Genomic DNA, 18,900 nt, shown 5'->3' with positions numbered 1-18,900 from the left:
ATTTAAAATGTGACATTAAGACCAACCAGGTAATTGCGCGTGGAGGGTGCATTCGTGCCAATCGTCAGCAGGCGGCTCGGGGTGCCACTACTTACCACCACGTTTTGGTCGGCGTATGAGTTGGTTTCGGGGTCCATGCCTGATTCTCTGTGGTAGGGCGAGAACAGCACAAATGGGTTCTGAGTTGTGGCGTAAAGTCGCAGATTGTTAATGCCCACTTTCTCCAGCCAGTTGCTGCTTGTGAAGTTATAACCAAGTGTGATGGTGCGTATCTTCAGGTAACCTGCATCAAAGTAACCGAGTGTGCTGCCATATTTAGGGTTATCGCCACTTCTGATGCCTGCCGGATTTGGATATTTAGCGTCGGTGTTTTCCGGTGTCCAGTAGTCCACATCCACGTTATTTCTGCGTCCGTTCATCAAATTGAGGTAGCCTGCCGAACTGTAGAGCGTGCTGTTGAGAATTCCACCACGCTGAAAGGCTGCCACAGCAGTCAGGTCAAATCCTTTGAATCCTACGCGGGTATTAAAGCCTCCCTGGAAGTCAGGGTTTGCGTTCAGGATTTGCCGATCATCAGGTCCAATTTGTCTTGCTGGCGTACCATCGGCATTATAATCGCCGGTGTATCTTACTTTGATCATACCCACATTGCCGCCCGGCTCCAGGATGTCCCGGTATGGGTCTTCCTCCTGCCAAAGACCAATTCGCTCATAGTCGTAGATGACATTGACAGGGTGGCCTACAAACAACCAGTTGGACCTATCTTCCTCTGCTCCCGAAGCAAGCGATGTAATTTGGTTGCGGTTGCCGTATATGTTGACACCGGCTTCCCATGTCCAGCCGTTGAGGTCTTCCAGAATCACACCGTTGAGAGAAAGCTCTAAACCTTTATTTTGTATGGATCCTATGTTTCCCGTGTAACTGTTCACACCTGTTGAAGAAGGCAGAGCTAAGCTCAACAGAACATCTTCGGTATTTGTATTATAATACTCTATTGTACCAGACAGGCGGTTGTTCAGGATAGCGAAGTCCAATCCGTAATTCCATGTCTTAGAATACTCCCACCCTAATGCAGGGTTAGGCAGTTCTGTTACATAGTAGCCGGTTTCGTAAACATCGGGGCCAAAGTTGTAAGGCCTGGTGCTCAAGCGGCCAAGAGTAGAGTAGGGAGGAATGCCTTGGTTGGAGGTTTGTCCGTAGCCTACACGCAGTTTCAGCATGTTTATAAGGCTAACATCCTGCATAAACGATTCTCTGGCGATGTTCCATCCGGCAGACACGGCAGGATAGGTATTCCATTGATACCCAGGAGCTAGCCTGGAGGAGCCATCGGAACGTACAGTAGCGCTCAGCATATAGCGGTCGTCATAAGAATACATGGCACGTCCCATCCACGACAAGAGGCCGAATCTAGAATACCACTGGTCATTAGGGTTAACCGTGATCTCTCCGGCAGCCTGCCCTATGTTATAAAATTGGAAGGCGTCGGAGGGTATATCTCTTCCCGCCATGCGTGAGCGGTTCATGTTATTTTGTGAGGCAGAGTACAAGCCTACTACATTCACATTGTGCTTTCCTGCAAAGGTGCGGTCGTAAGTCAGCAGGTTTTCAATGGTCCAGTCGGTTGTAACCTGGTTGCTGACAGAAGCAGTGGAAGGGGTTGACTCCACGATACTGTTTATTCCTGCTGCAGTGTAAGCGCCTCCCTGGCTCTGGCGATAATTCAGGCCAAGGTTGGCACGATACTTTAAGCCCTCCACTCCCGGAATTTCTACTTCGCCGTAGAGGGTGTTGTATGTGGCAAAAGCCCTGGTTTGGCTTAGCCACAGATCGTCTAAACCACCATCTTCTAACATGTCTCTTGTATAGATCCACGTTTCATCTAACGGCATACGAACAGTTCTTTTCAAAGTACCGTCTGCATTGTACGGGTTGGCAAGAGGCGACAAGGCTAAAAGATTGTACAAGCCCACGTTGTTGCCTTCCGTCATGCTGTAGTTATTGTATGTCGTGAAGCCGACACGGAAACGCTTCCCAATTTCCTGATCAACACCGCCGCGCATAGAGTAACGGGTGTACTGCTGTGTAGGAATCACACCTTGATCCTGAAAGTAGCCTACACTAAAGTTGTAGCGGCCTTGTTCTGTGCCAGCCGAAACGCCCACATCGTGGCTTGTTGTGATACCCGTTCTGTATAACAGGTCCTGCCAATCTGTGTCTACATCCTCGGCTTCATCTTGCCCCATTTGGCCAGCAAACTGTCCGGGACCGGCTGCCTGACGCAGCGCAAAAAGCTCCGGGCCGCTCATCATGTCGTATCTGGCAAAAACATTTTTCACGCCATGGAAACCATTGTAGCTTACCTGTGGCTTTTGCCCTGCTTTCCCTGTTTTGGTTGTTACTAATATAACGCCGTTGGCGCCGCGCGATCCGTAAATGGCAGTCGCAGAGGCATCCTTCAGGATATCAATGCTCTTAATGTCGTTCGGGTTGATATCGGAAATAGCCCCGGGAAAGGGTATACCATCCAGCACCACCAGCGGGTCGTTTCCGCCGGAGATGGAGCGCGTACCGCGAATCCGGATTTGCATGGAGGCACCCGGCTGCGAGGATGATTGCGCAAACTCCACACCTGGCAAGCGGCCTTGCAAAGCCTGCGTGATGTTTCCTGATGGCACCTGCGTAATCTCTTCTGCACTAATGGAAGCAACGGAACCTGTCACAGCTTCTGCCCGCTGCGTACCATAACCTACTACCACTACCTCTTCCAGGGCCTCGGCATCTGTGCCAAGCGCCACGTCAATGGTAGAACGGTTATTGATGGGCACCTCCTGGTTCTTATAACCAATGTAGGAGAAAATAAGTGTGCCGGTACCATCCGGTACATTTATGCTGTAAGTACCGTCCGCGCCTGTTGGAGCAGCAATGTTTGTTCCTTTCAGGAGAACGGTTACCCCTGGCAGACCTATTCCTGCTTCTGCGTCTGTCACACGGCCGGTAACCGTTGTAGTCTGTGCCATGGCCTGTACACTCACCAGCAGGTAAGCAAAAAGCAGGGTGGCGGCTCGAATGACCCTTGGTACATGTACCAGCGAAGTCAATGATGTAAAATCACATTTCATAATGGAGTTTTTGAGTTGAGTAAGTAATGCGGTTCAATAGAAAAAATCATTATGCTAAGGAAGAGAAATCCACAACTAAGAAAGCCTGGCCTTCTGTCAGAAACTTCTAAATAGCAGGTAATCTAGGTTGCCTTCGTGGAGGTTTAAGAGTTGGTATTACTTTCCAAGGCTCCGGGATCTCTACCAGGACATATTTTCCTTCGTCCATATCAAAACATTCAAGTGGAACATGATAAAGTGTTTGATTTATGACATCGGTTTCAGTAATTTTTAGTGCTTTTGTACTTATATACTTCCTGTATCTTCTTCTTCTTTGATTTTTTTATTGCACTGTTGCGAAGTGTTGGACACATTGACGCATGTCTGGCCTGCTGTTTATATATGCTTATATTGTTTATTACAAGCATTTTATATTTGTTTGTCAAGCTAAATAAGTTGCACTGAACTTGTTTTGTTTCCAATAATATTAGTAAGTAACTGCTCACTGCTTTTGTAAACTTGATTAATTAAATTTAAAAATGCAACCGATTTCATAAATAGTTTCTTACAAGCCTTGTTTTGTGAGCTTAAAGAAGTGAAGAGTAGTAGTAGTGATGGCTATATGTTGAAGCAGAGCATCTTTTATTATTCCAGCGTCTGAACAATAGCTGCAAATTGTAGCTTTACATTATTTCAGGAGATGTGAGATGGGTGTTGAGGAGCAAAAGAGAGCGCTTCTGGTATCAAAGGTGTATATTGACATAATTGAAACCGATTTCAAATTGCGGATTCAATACGTTATCAAGTCAGAAGGAATTTGGTTTCGTGATTCAAAAAAGAGTAGACGCACAGATATTAATGCTGAAATTGTGAACAGACTGTTCAAAATTACCTGCTAAGAAAAGGGAACTCACATGCACCTATACATGAAGCCAAAGGAAACGGTGCCAGGTATAAACTTTGGCTTTGATGGCAGCGGAACGGTGCCATCAGAGTGCCTGGAATGAACGGTTAACTTCAGTTTGGAATGAGCCGGTATGCGGAGGGCAGAAAGGCAGATGATGAGCAAATTGGTAAGGTGGTGCAAAGTCTATATACTTAGAAGGCTGTATATCAGCAAGGTAAAAGCGGGCTTGCATATTCTTAAGCTTTCCTGGTACCTCAAAAAAAAAACACCGCCCTCTCCAAAGAAAAGGCGGTGTAGGAAGTGTATGATATCTCTGTTTAGTACCCTGGGTTCTGACCAAATGGAGTGGCACTACGGTCAATCTGCGTTTGAGGAATTGGTCTCAGCACGTGGTGAGGCTGGATGTTAGGAGCTGCCTGTGGGTTGTGTGCCTTCACCCTGTCAACTAGTATTCCCCAGCGTTTCAGATCCAGCCATCGCATCTGCTCACCAATCAGTTCTCTTTCCCGCTCCTTAATGAGGAACTCCATATCCAGTTCATCAGCGGTAATTTCCATTTCGCTTTCTTTACCAGGCCAAGCAGCCCTGCGGCGTACCATGTTGATGTTTTCAACCGCTTCAGCAATTTGGCCGGTTTTTAGCTGCGCTTCGGCTAGCATCAGGTAAGTGTCCGCCAGCCGGTAAGCAATGTAATCACGGCCTCCTTCAAACTGGGTCCGGTCCACGCGGCCAGCATCCAGGTGCTTGGTAAGCGCAGGGAATAAGCGCTCATCATACCGGCTGGGCACCAGTACCTGGTACGGCTTCTTCGCTCGTTCCTCCGCTGACATCTCATACCCCGGCAGGTATATGGCTGTGTCCCCCTGCGCAAAGGTTACTGAAGGTTTTGTCGTGTCGAAGGAGGTATTGTAAGTTCCCGGTTTGTTGCTATAATACACATCCTTAAAGGATTTCTTGTAGCGGCTGTCAATATCCCGGTTTACGAAGACTTCATTGAGCGTGTACTCAGTAGGCATATAGCGCTTGAACGGTCGGCCATTCACTACATCACGCTGCATACCAGGTTGCACATCATACTCCATCAGGAAAAACACGTGGGAGTTATTGCCCCCTGCGTTCGTTAGTGGATCGCGGGTGTACTGTATAGACCAGATGACTTCATCGTTCATCTCGTTGCCTTGCTGGTGCACCGAAGCAAAATCCGGCAAAAGTCTGAAGCTATAGTTGTTGATCACGCTTTGAAATAACGGAATGGCGTTAGCATAGTCATCGGCAGCCGCAGCCTCTGAAGTGGCTTTGGTCAGGTACACTTTCCCCAGCAAATGCTCTGCGGCAGGGCGTGTGGCGCGGCCGAACTGAGATGACTTCGACTTTGCCTCCAGGTCCGGAATAGCTTCTGTCAGGTCCTGTATGATGGCTGCGTATTGTTCTTGTACCGTAGATCTGGTGACTTCCTTAGTGGGCAGTAAGGTTTCGGTCAGGCGCAGGTCCACTCCGCCAAATAGCTGCGTCATGAGAAAGTAATGGTGCGCCCTGATAAACTTGGCTTCAGCTATCCGCTGTTTTTTAATCTCTTCCGTCATACCCGTCACACCGGGAGCACGCTCGATAATAGCGTTTGTAGTATTGATGCCCCTGTAAAACTCATCCCAGAGCTCTCTCACGTGCCCGTTTTGGGTGTCAAACTGGGTCGTATAGGTATTCATAAACTTCCATCCTCCATCTGCTCCGTTGGTATAGGTGTCTGTGCCGAAAATGGTAAAGTTGTTGCCCCGCTCCGTGCCGTACCAAGCCCGCATGGAAGCATATGCGGCGTTTACCGCGTCATCAATGCCTTTAGGCGTATTCATGTAATTGTTGCCAATCTGAGAAATTACTTCCTCGTCCAGGGTATCGTGGCAAGCCGGTGAACCTACCAGGAGAACACCCAAAAGCCCGATTCTGGCCAAGCCCAAAGCTTTGTTTTTATTTATCTTTACATTCATGGTTTCTTAGGTTTAGTCTCTTTAAAATCTTGCATTTATTCCGAAGGTCAGCACTTTGGTGGCAGGGCTTACGTTGGAGTTTACTTCTCCTCCACCTACACCCTGGTCTCCATCCACGTAAGTTTCCGGGTCAATGCCCTGGTACTTAGACCGGTATGATGCAAAGATAAAAGGCTGCTGAATGCTGGAATATACCCGAAGGCCTTTCATCTTTAATTTATTAGCAAAAGCCTCCGGTACATTATAGCCGAAGTTGATGTTCCGTACTTTCAGGAAAGAACCGTCAAAGTATGTCAGGGAGCTGCCATACTTAGGGAATTCCTGAGTTACAACCGGCTGCGGGAAATTATTCGTAGGGTTGTTTGCTGTCCAGTAATCTACCGCCAGGTTGTTGTAGCGTCCTGCCAGGAGGTTAACATCATCATGGAAGCGGCTTCTGATCATTTGCCCGTAGCGGCCAAACACAAAGAAGGAGAGGTCGAAGTTTTTATACGTAAAGCGGTTGGTGATACCCCCGGCAAACTCCGGAACGGCAGAACCCAGTATCTGGCGGTCATCCGCATTAATCTTACCGTCGTTGTTTAAGTCTTCCACTCTCACCTGACCTACTTTATCCTGGTATATAGCAGCCTCATCAGCTTGATCAGCCTGCCATATACCTATCTTTTTGTAATCGTAAAAAACTGAAAGAGGCTCTCCGATGAAACGTCTGGCGGCTACATCATCTACTTTCCCGTTGGCCAGTTCAATGATGGCTTCGCGGTTACGGTTGAAGATAAAGTCGGTGGACCAGGTGAAGCCTCCTTTGTCAACGTTAATCGTTGAAAGCGTCATCTCAATTCCTTTGTTCCGTGTATGGCCGATATTAGTGAAGTATCCACCAAAACCAATAGAGGTTGGCAGCGGCTGTGGAGCTAGCAAGTCAGTGGTGTTTGTCACGTAGTATTCTAAGCTACCGGAAACTCTGCCACTAAATAGGCTGAAGTCCATACCAGCGTTGGCCGTTTTGGATGTTTCCCACTTCAGGTCAGGGTTACCGATAGTATTGGGACGATAGCCATATGCAGGGGTATTATCCCATGCGTAAGATGTGCGTCCCAACAATGCCTGTGTTCTGTAAGGATCAATTGCTGTGTTTCCGATAGCTCCGTAGCTCACGCGCAGTTTGGCGTTATCAATCCAGCTAACCCCTGACATGAAAGGCTCCTCCGAAAGGTTCCAGCCCAGGGCTACAGAGGGGAAATAGCCAAACTTCGTGTTTTCTCCGAAACGGGAAGAACCGTCTGCCCGCATAGTCGCGGTTATCAGGTACCTGTTTTTGAAGTCGTAGTTTACCCGGCCCATGTATGATAACAGCGTCCAGGTGCGGAGGTCGGTGTTGGCACCGGTAATCTGGCTGGCATCACCTAACGCATAGTATTGCTGGTTTTCATCAGGTATTCCCAATACATTAATAGATGAGTTTTCAAAACGGTCTCTCTGAATGGACTGAAGTCCGGTTAAGCTCAGGTTATGGACCTCGTTGAACTGCTTGTTGTAGGTAAGTATATTTTCTAAAGTGTAGTTGAGTATAAACTCCTCATACACGTTTCCTGTAGCAGCACCCCCCCGGCGGGCGTTGGTTTGCGAACCTTGGAAGCGGCCACTTCTTCTAACTGTCAGGTCTGGACCAAAATTCAATCTGTACTTCAACCCGTTGGCTATGTCCCATTCACCGTAGATGCTGTTGAAAATCCGGTACCGCTTAGTTTCGTCTACCTGCGCACCATCTACAATCTCAGCCAGCGGGTTGGTTCGTAAACCATCATTCGTTGGTAAGAAGTTAAGGGTACCATCATCATTGTAAGGCTTGCCCAGCGGGTTTTCAGCAAATGCTCCCCCTAGTGGGTTAAAGTTCTCCCCATTTCGGATACTGTACACAAACAGGGAGGAGGTGCCCACTCTTAATTTATCATTGATCTTGTGGTCCAGGTTTACGCGGAAGGTATAGCGGGAGAAATCCTGCTTCTTAATCACCCCTATGTCTTCAAAGAAGTTACCGGAAATATTAAAAGTTGTTTTTTCGCTACCTCCCGATACCCCCAGCTGGTGGCTCTGAATCATGCCGGTACGTAGCATGGCATCTACGTAATCAGTGCTCCGGCCTGTACGGATACTCTCAAGTTCTACAGGTTCGAATATTTTCTCATCAGCCTCGTCTGTGGCAGGTCCGAGCGGGTACTGGCCAATTGCTCTTCTTGACTCCCTCTTATACTCTGCAAAGCCAGGGCCATCAAGCACTTCGATTCTTCCTAATATTTTATTTATCCCCACAAAAGTGTCATAGGTTACTGACGTTTGGCCTGCGACACCTCTTTTAGTGGTGATGAGCACAACACCGTTGGCCCCTCTCGAACCATAAATAGCTGTGGCAGATGCATCCTTCAGCACCTCCATAGAAGCAATATCCTGTGGGTTAATATCATCAATTCCACCGGATAGCGGAATGCCATCTACTACATAAAGCGGGTCGTTGGAAGCATTAAAAGATCTGCGACCCCTGATTCTGATTTGAGGGCCGGCTCCTGGCTTGCTCCCTGCCTGCACCACATCTACCCCGGCCGCACGTCCCTGTATGGCCTGGCGGGCGTTAGTGATAGGCATTTCACTAATCTCTTTTGATGACACCGAGGAGATTGCTCCAGTGACCTGGCTTTTCTTTTGTGTACCATAACCCACTACCTGCACTTCCTGCAGCGCTTTAGCGTCTTCGCTCAAGGACACGTTGATGGTACCTGGACCTTTGAAAGACACTTCTTTGTTAGTGGTACCAATAAAGGAAAATACTAAGGTGCCAGGAGCTTCGGGCACAGAGAGAGTATAGTTTCCGTTTGCATCAGTTGAAGCACCTACTGTTGTTCCTTTCAGTACAACGGAAACACCAGGAAGAGCTTCTCCATTTAGTGTAACCTTACCTGAAATCTGCCACGCAAAAGGAGTAGCTTCGGTGGCAAATGCTGCCGGTGAGAACATGCTCCCCGTCACGATGCAGGTTAGCAAGAGGCAAAGCCGGACTTGCCAAAAGAGTATAGAATTTTTCATGCACGGTTTGTTTAAGATGAATAATGAATTGAGAAACAGAGATAAATTTTGAATATTAAAGCGGTACTGGTAAACAAAAAAGCTCGAGTTAATGATATTTCCTCTGTTTATAATTAAAGAGTAATTATTCTGGAATCGATTGCAGTTGTAACAGCAATATTAATTTGCCTGTGCATCATGAAACTATTATTGAAGTAAATGGAATGATTGGATATGTTTCTACCTCTTTATTTTTGACTCCAACAAATTCTGTCCTTACTACTATATCTTGCTGATACATTTAAAATTATGTTGCTTTTGGCTTTTTGCTTCATCTAAGTATAAGCCTTTACAATGGCTGTTCATCTTATTGCTCTTTCAAGGGAATTAAGCTGACTATACTTTAAACTGTGAATGATATAACAGAATCACTTTTTTTCTAATCTTCCTTATGGATAATTCTTCTTTGGAATCGATTGTATAGGGTTAGGATAGTGTATATTTCTTATTTCCGTTTTACATCTCCTTAAGGTTTAAAATGAAGTTGAATCTCGGTGTGATACTTAAAGTGAGTAATCAATTATTATTTATGCACTTGAAATATAGGTAATTAATTTAAATCTCCAAAAAAAATTTCTAGTTCTTATATGTGTACCGACAATGGTGTTAAGACATGAAATTGATGTTTACGTTGCACAGAATCAGTTAATTGCAGCGAAACAGGTGAAAAGCCATATTAAAAACAGCAGAAAGCCATAAAATACAAGAACGTACTATGGTCCCGGCTTTTTTATATTGATACATTTCATATAGGATATGGTGTAGTAAGCAGCCGAATTAGGATTTTCTGATCTCCTTGCAGAAGTGGGTGGAAGAAAAACTAAACATTTCTTTTGGTGTGGACAGGGCGCATTGTGGCGTGGCTGAGATGTATAAGCCATGCAGAAGCAGGAGTTGTAATACATCCTGCTTCTATCTTTTCTTTCTTTCTTGAATAATCCTTCAGTTGCTAGTAGCTTGCTCGGCGGCACGAAAAATTGCCGGAGTGCTATGCCTTAAGAGTGATTTCCTGTGCCTGTTGCTGCGCTTTTAGTGCCAGTTCTGTAGCCAGAAAGCAATGCTCCTGCGTCATGGCTGTCTCGGTGCGGTTTATGACGTCATTCACCAACTGCTCGCCATAGGGAAGATCTACCTGGCTGCAGTCGATGTAGCGCGTCTCTTTCTGATCCGTGAGAAACAGGTGATTTCCTCCGTCGCGCCCCGCAATGTCTATGTTCTTGCGGATCTCTATAAAGCCGTCTGTGCCAAGGATCGTCAGGCGCCCATCTCCCCATGACTTCAGGCCGTCAGGTGTGAACCAATCTACCCGAATATAACCTGTTCCTCCATCGCCACGCACCATCACGTCGCCAAAGTCCTCGAACTTTGGGTACTGAGGGTGGTTGATGTTGCCTACCTGCGAGGCCACTATATCGGCTTTTGTAGTACCCGTAAAGTATAGATACTGATCGAACTGGTGTGAGCCAATATCAGTGATGATGCCACCGAAGTACTTGCGGTCAAAGAACCACTCAGGGCGCGCGTTAGCGTTCATGCGGTGTGGCCCAAGGCCAATAGTCTGAACCACTTTACCAATAGCTCCAGCCTTAACCAGTTCACCTGCTTTCACAGTAGCCCTGTTCTCAAAGCGCTCGCTGTACATAATGGAGTAGATGCGTTTTGTTTCCTTCTGCACGCGCCGTACCTCAGCCAGTTGCTCCAGCGAAGTAATACCCGGCTTATCGGCCATATAGTCTTTACCATGGCGCATCACCCGTATACCGAGCGGGGCGCGCTCGTTAGGTATAATAGAGCTGAGGACAAGGTGAACAGACTTGTCTTCCAGTATCTCTTTTTCGCTGCGGGCGAGCTTTGCATCGGGAAATCGTTTGGCAAAGGCTTCTAAAAGTTCAGGCTCCTTCGCATAATAGGACACAAGCTCCCCGCCGCCTCGCTTAACGGCCTCTACCTGGCCATAGATATGGCCGTGGTTCATCCCGATAACGGAGAAGCGAATACGAGGGGCTGTTATGTTCTCCCTGTACTTCTCCTGACTACCTGTAAAAGGCTTAGCAGACATAGCTGGTAAGGCCATCGCTTGAGGCACGGTTGAAAACATGGCCAGGCCGGCTGCTGTTGTAACAGTATCCCTGATAAACTTGCGCCGTTCAAATGGAGAGCTTTTCATGTTGCTTATGAGGTGTAGTGGACGATTTTTCAAATAAGTTTTGGTTCTTCAATAGCATTTTATCTCCTTGAAGAAGTGCTGCTTTTCTGCTTTGCTATTTCCAGCGCCTTGGTTGTGGTGTAGTATTTGGCGATCATATTCGGTACTTCCCATTCCGGCATTTTGCCAGCAGCCAAGTACTGAAGAAACTTTTCTGCTACCTGCGCAAAGTGGGCTTCATGGCCATTGTGGTACTTTTCAGGTGCAGTAACTATCCAGGCATCTCCAGCCTTTTTTACTTCTACCCCGGGATACTTCTGCTGTACTGTGGCCATGTTTGCTTTCAGCGTTTTCTCGAATGCAACTAAATCAGTGTCCTTGGCAGGCTCAATAGAGAGCTGTGGTTTGTAGCCTTGTTCCTGCCCCTGCCGAATCACCAGGTTTGCTTTCGTGCCTTTCATCACAGAGAAGTGCGTATCGCCCGCCCCCTCCGGTGCCTTGTAATTCCAGATAACAGATACCTTCGCGTTGACACCTTTTATCCGGTAGTTGATTTCACCGTTAGAATATACCGCCAATAAACTGTCCTTCCCAACGTCTCTCGTCAGGTAGGCCGGGTAGGTAGCCATGGCAGTTACCTGTTTGAACTGGGCAGGGGTTAAGTTAGTAGCCCAACGGCGGGCGGCTGTAATCTTGATGTCTTTTTCATAGTCGATGGCCTGCTCCGGGAAACATTCCCATTGTACCAGGTCTACCAGGTGCGTGGTCACGTCTACAATGCCTTCTCCTTCCTGCATAACATCAAAAAACCAGGCAGGTCGTTTCAGCGGCATACCTGACACATACTTAAAGAAATGGTGAACGCTTTCCTTTGTAATGGCCGGGTCAGTGGGAGTACCTTTCTGCAGGGTGCCGAATACCTCTGGCAGCATTGAAAACTCCTTCTGCAGCATGGTGGTAATCTCATAGCGCTCTGTCATGATGTCGTAGAGCAGCACATCATTCTTTGCGGCAGAAGCAAAAGCCTCTTTCAGCAACAGGAAGCTTTCAGTGTCTATGGCCATTGGCTTGTCGGCCAGCACATGCAACCCAGTGTCTACTGCCGTTTTAATGTACTCCGTCTTTTTCTGATTATTGCCAGCCAGTACAACTACATTTCCGGCTTTTTCAGCCAGCATTTTCTGCAGGTAATCCTCACCAGTATAAACTTCTTCTTTCCAGTGTGTCGGATCTTCCTGTCGGGTATTATAGGCTTCAATCTTTTTCAGGTGTTCCTGCACATCGTCTCCTTCCGGCGCATATACATGTACTACCGGATCTACATTGGCATACATGCTCTTTTGCAGCAACGCAGCATGAAAATGGCCCGGATCCAGGGTGATGAGTTTTATCTTGTCTGAAGAAGTCACTTCTGTCTCCGTGTTAGCTGCAATAGCTTCTTTGTTTGCCTCCTGTGTTTTAGTGGAACAGGATGCCATAGAGAGTAAAGCTGTTGCTGTAAATGTTAAAGTAGAGATTCCTTTTAGCATAGGTGAAGAAAAATGGCTGGATTATGGAAGTGGAGTGTCTCTGGCAGTGGCATAAGATTTCGTGAAATCAAGCTTTTTGCTCTGGCTCGCTACAAACTGCATTCCTTGCAGCACATGCTTCATGAACATGGGGTCTTCATAGGATTCCTTGGCATGGCCCAGTGTGGTTATCCAGACCGTACCACCGTCAAAGTTCTGATGCCATACGGCGGGATAGTAATCTGCAAATGGGACGGAGGCAGGTTTTATTTTGTCTTCTTCCTCTTTGTTCAGAGAACTCAAATCATGCGCCATCACTACCTTTATTCCCGGATACAGTTCTTTCAAAAAATAACATTCATCGGCTCTTTCCCACACTTCCGGCAAACCCTGTACCGTCGGGTGGTCCTTGTCAATCACTTTTACTTTGAGAGGCTGGAATTTGGGATGCCATAAAAAAGTGCCTCCAACCAATGCTTTAAACCACTTCCAGTTTCGCTCGGTGCCGGTAACAGAATGAAGGCCTACAAAGCCGCCTCCCGCCTCTATGTACCTGCGAAAAGCCACCCGCTGCTCGTCTGTGTCAAACACATCGTTGTTGGTGCTGGGAAATAAGAGGAAAGTATACTTGGCTAAATTCTTTTCTGTAAAGGCTGCCGGGTCATCGGTCACATCTACTTTAAATCCTTTCTCCTGGCTGAGCTTCTGTATTGCTTTTACAGCGTGCGGGATGTTGTCGTGCACATACCCTTTCCCGTTTTTGGTATACACCAGCACGTTTACCTTTTTCCAGTCAACCTGCGTGCTGGGCTGTGCCTGGGCAAAGGCTGTTGTAGAGAAAAGTAAGAAGCAAAAGAGGGCAAAGTAGGAGAGTAGCTTCATATAGTTCGTTGAATCTGAAAACTGAAAACGAACCGCTACCCGATAGCCCACGGCGAACGCTGCGGGCGTGACAGCATAGCGTTTGCTTCGTCGTCGTTTCTGAAGCGTTCTTTAATAGGATCCCAGTATACTTTTCGCTTCAGTTTCATGGCTATTTGATGGATAAGGCAGGCAGAGCAGGAGCGGTGCCCAACTTCCACTGGGGCAATGGGAGGTTGGCGGCTCTTGATGGACTCCAGCCAGTTGCCGTGGTGTTCCTTGCTCTCCATCAGGTGGATTTCATTCGGGCCGATAACAGAAGTTATTAGCTTTGGATTGCTGGCCGTAAGCGCTTTGCTGCCTTTTTTCTTAGACACCGGGTCACTGGCTGTAGCGGCATAATCCCCGCGGGTAACGAAAATCCAACCGTCTGTGCCTTCAAACTTAATCCCGTTGTCGAACTCATTATTCACAATCATCTTTACCCCGTTCGCATACAAGGCTTCTGTCTGGAACTTACCATGCACATCCCAAAGTCCCGATTCCGGATATTCTGCCCATCCTGAAACCTCAATCGGACCGGTATATTCGGTGTCCATTGCCCAATGCGCACTGTCAATATGGTGGGAGCCCCAGCCCGTGATCATGCCGGCACCAAACTGCTCACAACGCAACCAACCTGGCCTGGCCTCAATGCTGTCTTGGGGGTGTACCCTCTTTTCAGTATAATATACATAGGGCGTAGTGCCCAGCCACATGTCGTAATTCAGGTTCTCGGGGATTGGCATCGGTGGCTCCTCGTTTCCGCCCGGGTCACCTGGTAAACCAATAGATACAGTTTTAAGCTGGCCAATCCTTCCGTTCCGAACCAGCTCAGCCGCATAGCGGAACTGCGGCGAAGATCGCTGCTGGCTTCCTATCTGCAGAATCCGGCCAGTCCGGTGAACAGCATTGCTCATCTCCCTGCCTTCACTGATGGTGAGAGAAGCCGGCTTTTGCATGTAGATGTCTTTTCCTGCCTCGGCTGCTAAAATGGCAATAGGAGCATGCCAATGGTCGGGCGTGCTGATGATGACGGCATCAATGTCTTTGTTTTGCAGGAGCTCCCGGAAATCGGTGTAAAGCGATACGCCATCATACCCCTTCCCGTTCTTCTTTGTGTAATAATCGTTTACAAACTTCTTGCCGGCCTCGGCACGCTTGCTGTCAACATCACAAACTGCCATTACTCTGGCTGTGTCATATTGCATCACTCCCGGCATATCATGGCCAAAGGAAATACGGCCCGTGCCTATAGCACCCACATTGATGCGGTTACTCGGCGCATTTTTACCTAATACAGATGCCGGCACAATGGTCGGGAAGCCACTGATGCCCAGAGAAGTGGTTAGTGCTCCTGTTGCAGTAGCTTTGAGGAAGTTCCTCCTGTTGATGGCGTTTTCCATATGCTGCATTCCTTTTCTATTTAAATAACTTTAAACTTAATTAATTCTGGAAAAATTGCAAGAGAATTGTGATGTCTTTGTGTCTCAGGTAACTACTTTGTGGTTTCAACATGTTGCAACCAATCTTTCAGTTGGCCTTATGCTTTGGCTGCGGTAGCGTTTACTTTTGTTGTTTTATGAGCGCTTGCAGACAATATGCGTGTAATAATATGCTTATAAAATATTCTTTGTCAAAGGGATGAGACAGTAAGTAATTGCTTACTATTGTAAACATGAATATATTTTTTGGTTATTGCAACCGATTTCATAAATTTGTTTGTACGCGGCAGAGATACTATAGAGGAGAAAGTAACACAAGCAGATTTATTTTTTGTGGTTCATGCCGCTACTGTTGCTCCTGAATATAGATAAATACACCTTACATGCTAAGTTGAAAGGCTTCTGAGGAAGGAACAAACTTAGCAATGGGGTTAAAGCTTATATGCAGGAGAAAGTGAAACCGATTCAGAGCCCTGCTCAACATGCGCATACGATGGATAAAGACATAACTATTTATGATATAGCGAAAGGAGTAGGGGTATCGCCTACTACAGTTAGCAGAGCATTGAACGATCATCCGGCAGTCAACAAAAAGACCAAGCAGCTGATCTTCGATAAGGCGACGCAACTTGGGTATCGCTCCAACATGTTCGCCAGTAACCTGCGACGGCAGCGCACCAATACCATCGGCGTGATTGTGCCTATCCTGAACAGTAACTTTCAGTCGTCTGTGATGGCCGGTATGGAAAAGGTGGCGAATGAGGCCGGTTATAACCTGATTATCAGCCAGTCGATGGGGACGGCACAGAAAGAGATAGCCAATGCCAAAACCATGTTCAACAGCCGGGTAGATGGCTTGCTGGTTTCCCTGGCGCACGACACAGAAAACATTAACCATTTCGAGCCTTTCTTTAAAAAAGGTATTCCTGTGCTGTTTTATGACAGGGTGGCGGAGCACAAGCAAAGCACCAGTATTGTGATAGACAATGTGCAGGCTGCCTATAAATCCACTACCCATTTAATTGAGCAGGGCTGCAAGCGTATTGTGCACATCAGCGGAAACCTTAAAATCAACGTGTATGCCAACCGCCTGAAAGGATACAAGTATGCGTTGATAGACAACAGCCTGCCTTTTGACGAGTCCCTGATTATTACGAATGACCTGACAGAAGAAGCGGGAGTGAAAGCAGCTGAGCAGATCCTGGAAATGTCTCCCAGGCCGGATGGCGTTTTTGTTGCCAATGACTTCTGTGCCGTCAACTGCATGAAAGCACTGAAGCAGGCTGGAGTAGCCGTGCCGGAGGAAATTGCTCTTGTCGGCTTCAACAACGATCCAATCACGCGGGTGGTGGAGCCTGCCCTCACCACCATCAATTACCCGGGTTATGAGATGGGCGAGGTGGCCGTGAGAAGCCTTATTAACTACCTCGACGCCTTGTCTGACATCAGCATAACGAATACAGTCACGCTACGATCTGATTTGATTGTAAGGGGCTCTTCTCTTCGCAACCCAAAGGCATAGCTGCAATAGCATGTAGCCTTATCCTGATACAAGTTTATACCTAAATGCAATAGCTGAAAAGCATCAGGCTGTCAGCCATCAATTATTTGATATGAGAAATAAGTTTGCCTTTATTCTTCCCTTTCTGTTGCTCCTGTTGGTAACCAATAGCCTGTATGCAGAAGACGGATACCGCCTGTGGTTACGGTACGACCAGCTAAATGACGCCGCGAGGCTGAAAGATTATAGGAAAGCCATATCTGGGATTCTGGTAGACGGTGATTCCCCGACCTTGCTGGCCGCCGAAAAAGAACTGAAAATGGGGCTTGATGGCCTGTTGGGGAAAGCTGTTCCACTTACGGAGAAGCTAACCCGTAAAGGAGCCATTGTGGCAGGAACACCAGAAAGCTCTCCTCTGATTCGCTCCCTGAACATCAATGATAAACTGCAGGAAGTAGGGGAGGAAGGTTACCTGATCCTATCCACTACTATAAACGGTAAGAAAGTAACGGCCATTGCCGCCAACACCGCTGTGGGGGTGCTGTATGGTTCCTTTCATTTCTTAAGGCTCCTTCAGACGACCCAGGACATAAGCCGCCTTTCCATCAGCAGCAGCCCCAAGACAGAGCACCGGGTGCTGAACCACTGGGATAATCTTGATAGAACGGTAGAGCGGGGCTATGCCGGTTTCTCGCTCTGGGACTGGCATAAGTTGCCCGACTACATTGACCAGCGGTACATCGATTATGCCCGGGCAAATGCCTCTATCGGCATCAACGGCACTGTACTGACGAATGTAAATGCCAATGCCCTGGTGCTCACAGAAGAATACTTAATTAAAGTAAAGGCCCTGGCTGATGCGTTTCGCCCTTACGGCCTGAAGGTTTACCTCACCGCCCGGTTTAGTGCCCCAATAGAGATTGGCGGCCTTAAAACAGCTGATCCGGTTGACCCGCAGGTGCAGCAGTGGTGGAAAGATAAAGCCAGTGAGATATACAGCCATATTCCTGATTTTGGCGGTTTTCTGGTGAAAGCCGATTCTGAAGGGCAGCCCGGCCCTCACAATTACAAAAGAACACATGCAGAGGGCGCTAACATGCTGGCAGATGCCGTAGCGCCACATAAGGGTATTGTGATGTGGCGAGCCTTTGTATATAGCCACGAAGCGCCTGATGACAGGGCAAAACAGGCTTATAATGAGTTCAAGCCACTGGATGGTAAGTTCAGGGACAATGTACTGGTGCAGGTGAAGAACGGCGCTATCGACTTTCAGCCAAGGGAGCCTTTCCACCCGCTTTTCGGGGCTATGCCGGAAACACCGCTGATGATGGAATTCCAGATAACGCAGGAATACCTGGGGCAGGGGACGCACCTCGCCTACCTGGCCCCTATGTGGGAAGAAGTGCTTGATGCCGATACTTATGCAAAAGGCAAAGGTTCTACCGTTGCAAAAGTTGTTGACGGAAGCCTGGATAACCATTCTCTGTCTGCTATGGCTGGAGTCGCCAACATCGGAACGGACCGCAACTGGACCGGGCACCAGTTCGGGCAGGCTAACTGGTATGCGTTTGGCCGGCTGGCGTGGAATCCTTACCTCTCCTCTGAGGAAATAGCCGAAGAATGGATCAAGATGACCTTTTCAAATAAGGAAGAGGTGGTGTCGGCTATTAAAACCATGATGCTCAATTCGCATGAGGCAGTGGTGAATTATATGACCCCACTGGGCTTACACCACATTATGGGCTGGTCGCATCATTACGGGCCCGGAGCCTGGATAAAGGACAAGCACCGCGCCGACTGGACCTCTGTGTACTACCATAAGGCAGATGAAAACGGTGTGGGATTTGACCGTACCAAAACCGGGAGCAATGCGGTAGCCCAGTATTTCCCTCCTGTGGAAGAAGAGTTCAGCAACCCGGAGAAGACCCCGGAGAAATACCTGCTTTGGTTCCACCACCTGCCATGGGATTACAAAGTAGAATCCGGCAGAACGCTATGGGATGAACTGGCGCTCAGGTACCAGAGCGGGGTGGATACTGTCCGGCAAATGCAGCGCACTTGGGATGCATTGGAAGGAAAGGTAGATCCGGAACGGTTCAGGCACGTAAAGACTTTCCTGGAGATTCAGGAGAAGGACGCTGAATGGTGGCGCGATGCTACACTGCTTTACTTCCAGACTTTCTCCAAAAGACCATTGCCAGAAGGAGTGGAGAAACCGACAAAGTCTTTGGACTACTTCATGAAGCTGGATCCTAAATTTGTGCCCGGCATATAGCATTATAGAGAT

General features: G+C 47.7%; 9 protein-coding genes. 2 read left to right on the top strand and 7 right to left on the bottom strand.

Annotation, left to right across the window (positions count from 1 at the left end):
* Nucleotides 1–2: 2 nt before the first annotated feature.
* From ACFS7Z_RS18465 to ACFS7Z_RS18435, 7 genes are all read right to left on the bottom strand, one after another.
* Complete coding sequence (locus ACFS7Z_RS18465) at nucleotides 3–3,122, bottom strand: SusC/RagA family TonB-linked outer membrane protein (protein ID WP_377487705.1); 3,120 nt, start codon at nucleotides 3,120–3,122, stop codon at nucleotides 3–5.
* 1,203 nt (nucleotides 3,123–4,325) lie between these two features.
* Nucleotides 4,326–5,993, bottom strand: coding sequence for a RagB/SusD family nutrient uptake outer membrane protein (locus tag ACFS7Z_RS18460; RefSeq protein WP_377487703.1), 1,668 nt, complete (start codon nucleotides 5,991–5,993; stop codon nucleotides 4,326–4,328).
* A gap of 21 nt (nucleotides 5,994–6,014) precedes the next feature.
* On the bottom strand, nucleotides 6,015–9,074 hold the full coding sequence (locus tag ACFS7Z_RS18455) for a SusC/RagA family TonB-linked outer membrane protein (RefSeq protein WP_377487701.1): 3,060 nt from the start codon (nucleotides 9,072–9,074) through the stop codon (nucleotides 6,015–6,017).
* A gap of 1,027 nt (nucleotides 9,075–10,101) precedes the next feature.
* On the bottom strand, nucleotides 10,102–11,280 hold the full coding sequence (locus ACFS7Z_RS18450) for a Gfo/Idh/MocA family protein (RefSeq protein ID WP_377487699.1): 1,179 nt from the start codon (nucleotides 11,278–11,280) through the stop codon (nucleotides 10,102–10,104).
* A 59-nt stretch (nucleotides 11,281–11,339) separates the two neighbouring features.
* Complete coding sequence (locus ACFS7Z_RS18445; RefSeq protein ID WP_377487697.1) at nucleotides 11,340–12,737, bottom strand: putative oxidoreductase C-terminal domain-containing protein; 1,398 nt, start codon at nucleotides 12,735–12,737, stop codon at nucleotides 11,340–11,342.
* Between the two features lie 72 nt (nucleotides 12,738–12,809).
* Nucleotides 12,810–13,649: a ThuA domain-containing protein gene (locus ACFS7Z_RS18440; protein ID WP_377487695.1), complete on the bottom strand. Its 840-nt coding sequence runs from the start codon at nucleotides 13,647–13,649 to the stop codon at nucleotides 12,810–12,812.
* Between the two features lie 35 nt (nucleotides 13,650–13,684).
* Nucleotides 13,685–15,082, bottom strand: a complete 1,398-nt coding sequence (locus ACFS7Z_RS18435) for a Gfo/Idh/MocA family protein (protein ID WP_377487693.1) — start codon at nucleotides 15,080–15,082, stop codon at nucleotides 13,685–13,687.
* Between the two features lie 523 nt (nucleotides 15,083–15,605).
* On the opposite strand from ACFS7Z_RS18435, the gene ACFS7Z_RS18430 reads away from it, so the two are divergent.
* On the top strand, nucleotides 15,606–16,634 hold the full coding sequence (locus ACFS7Z_RS18430) for a LacI family DNA-binding transcriptional regulator (RefSeq protein WP_377487691.1): 1,029 nt from the start codon (nucleotides 15,606–15,608) through the stop codon (nucleotides 16,632–16,634).
* Nucleotides 16,635–16,725: 91 nt separating this feature from the next.
* Nucleotides 16,726–18,888, top strand: coding sequence for an alpha-glucuronidase family glycosyl hydrolase (locus ACFS7Z_RS18425; RefSeq protein ID WP_377487689.1), 2,163 nt, complete (start codon nucleotides 16,726–16,728; stop codon nucleotides 18,886–18,888).
* The last annotated feature ends 12 nt before the right edge of the window (nucleotides 18,889–18,900 follow it).

The sequence above is a fragment of the Pontibacter toksunensis genome, from assembly GCF_042686245.1.
Taxonomy (GTDB): Bacteria; Bacteroidota; Bacteroidia; order Cytophagales; family Hymenobacteraceae; genus Pontibacter; species Pontibacter toksunensis.
This window is presented reverse-complemented; position numbering and strand designations above follow the sequence as displayed.

Bases quoted from the DNA above. Each gene is read 5' to 3' on its own strand.
- ACFS7Z_RS18465 (WP_377487705.1), bottom strand. From the start codon at position 3,122: ATGAAATGTGATTTTACATCATTGACTTCGCTGGTACATGTACCAAGG.
- ACFS7Z_RS18460 (WP_377487703.1), bottom strand. From the start codon at position 5,993: ATGAATGTAAAGATAAATAAAAACAAAGCTTTGGGCTTGGCCAGAATC.
- ACFS7Z_RS18455 (WP_377487701.1), bottom strand. From the start codon at position 9,074: ATGAAAAATTCTATACTCTTTTGGCAAGTCCGGCTTTGCCTCTTGCTA.
- ACFS7Z_RS18450 (WP_377487699.1), bottom strand. From the start codon at position 11,280: ATGAAAAGCTCTCCATTTGAACGGCGCAAGTTTATCAGGGATACTGTT.
- ACFS7Z_RS18445 (WP_377487697.1), bottom strand. From the start codon at position 12,737: ATGGCATCCTGTTCCACTAAAACACAGGAGGCAAACAAAGAAGCTATT.
- ACFS7Z_RS18440 (WP_377487695.1), bottom strand. From the start codon at position 13,649: ATGAAGCTACTCTCCTACTTTGCCCTCTTTTGCTTCTTACTTTTCTCT.
- ACFS7Z_RS18435 (WP_377487693.1), bottom strand. From the start codon at position 15,082: ATGCAGCATATGGAAAACGCCATCAACAGGAGGAACTTCCTCAAAGCT.
- ACFS7Z_RS18430 (WP_377487691.1), top strand. From the start codon at position 15,606: ATGGATAAAGACATAACTATTTATGATATAGCGAAAGGAGTAGGGGTA.
- ACFS7Z_RS18425 (WP_377487689.1), top strand. From the start codon at position 16,726: ATGAGAAATAAGTTTGCCTTTATTCTTCCCTTTCTGTTGCTCCTGTTG.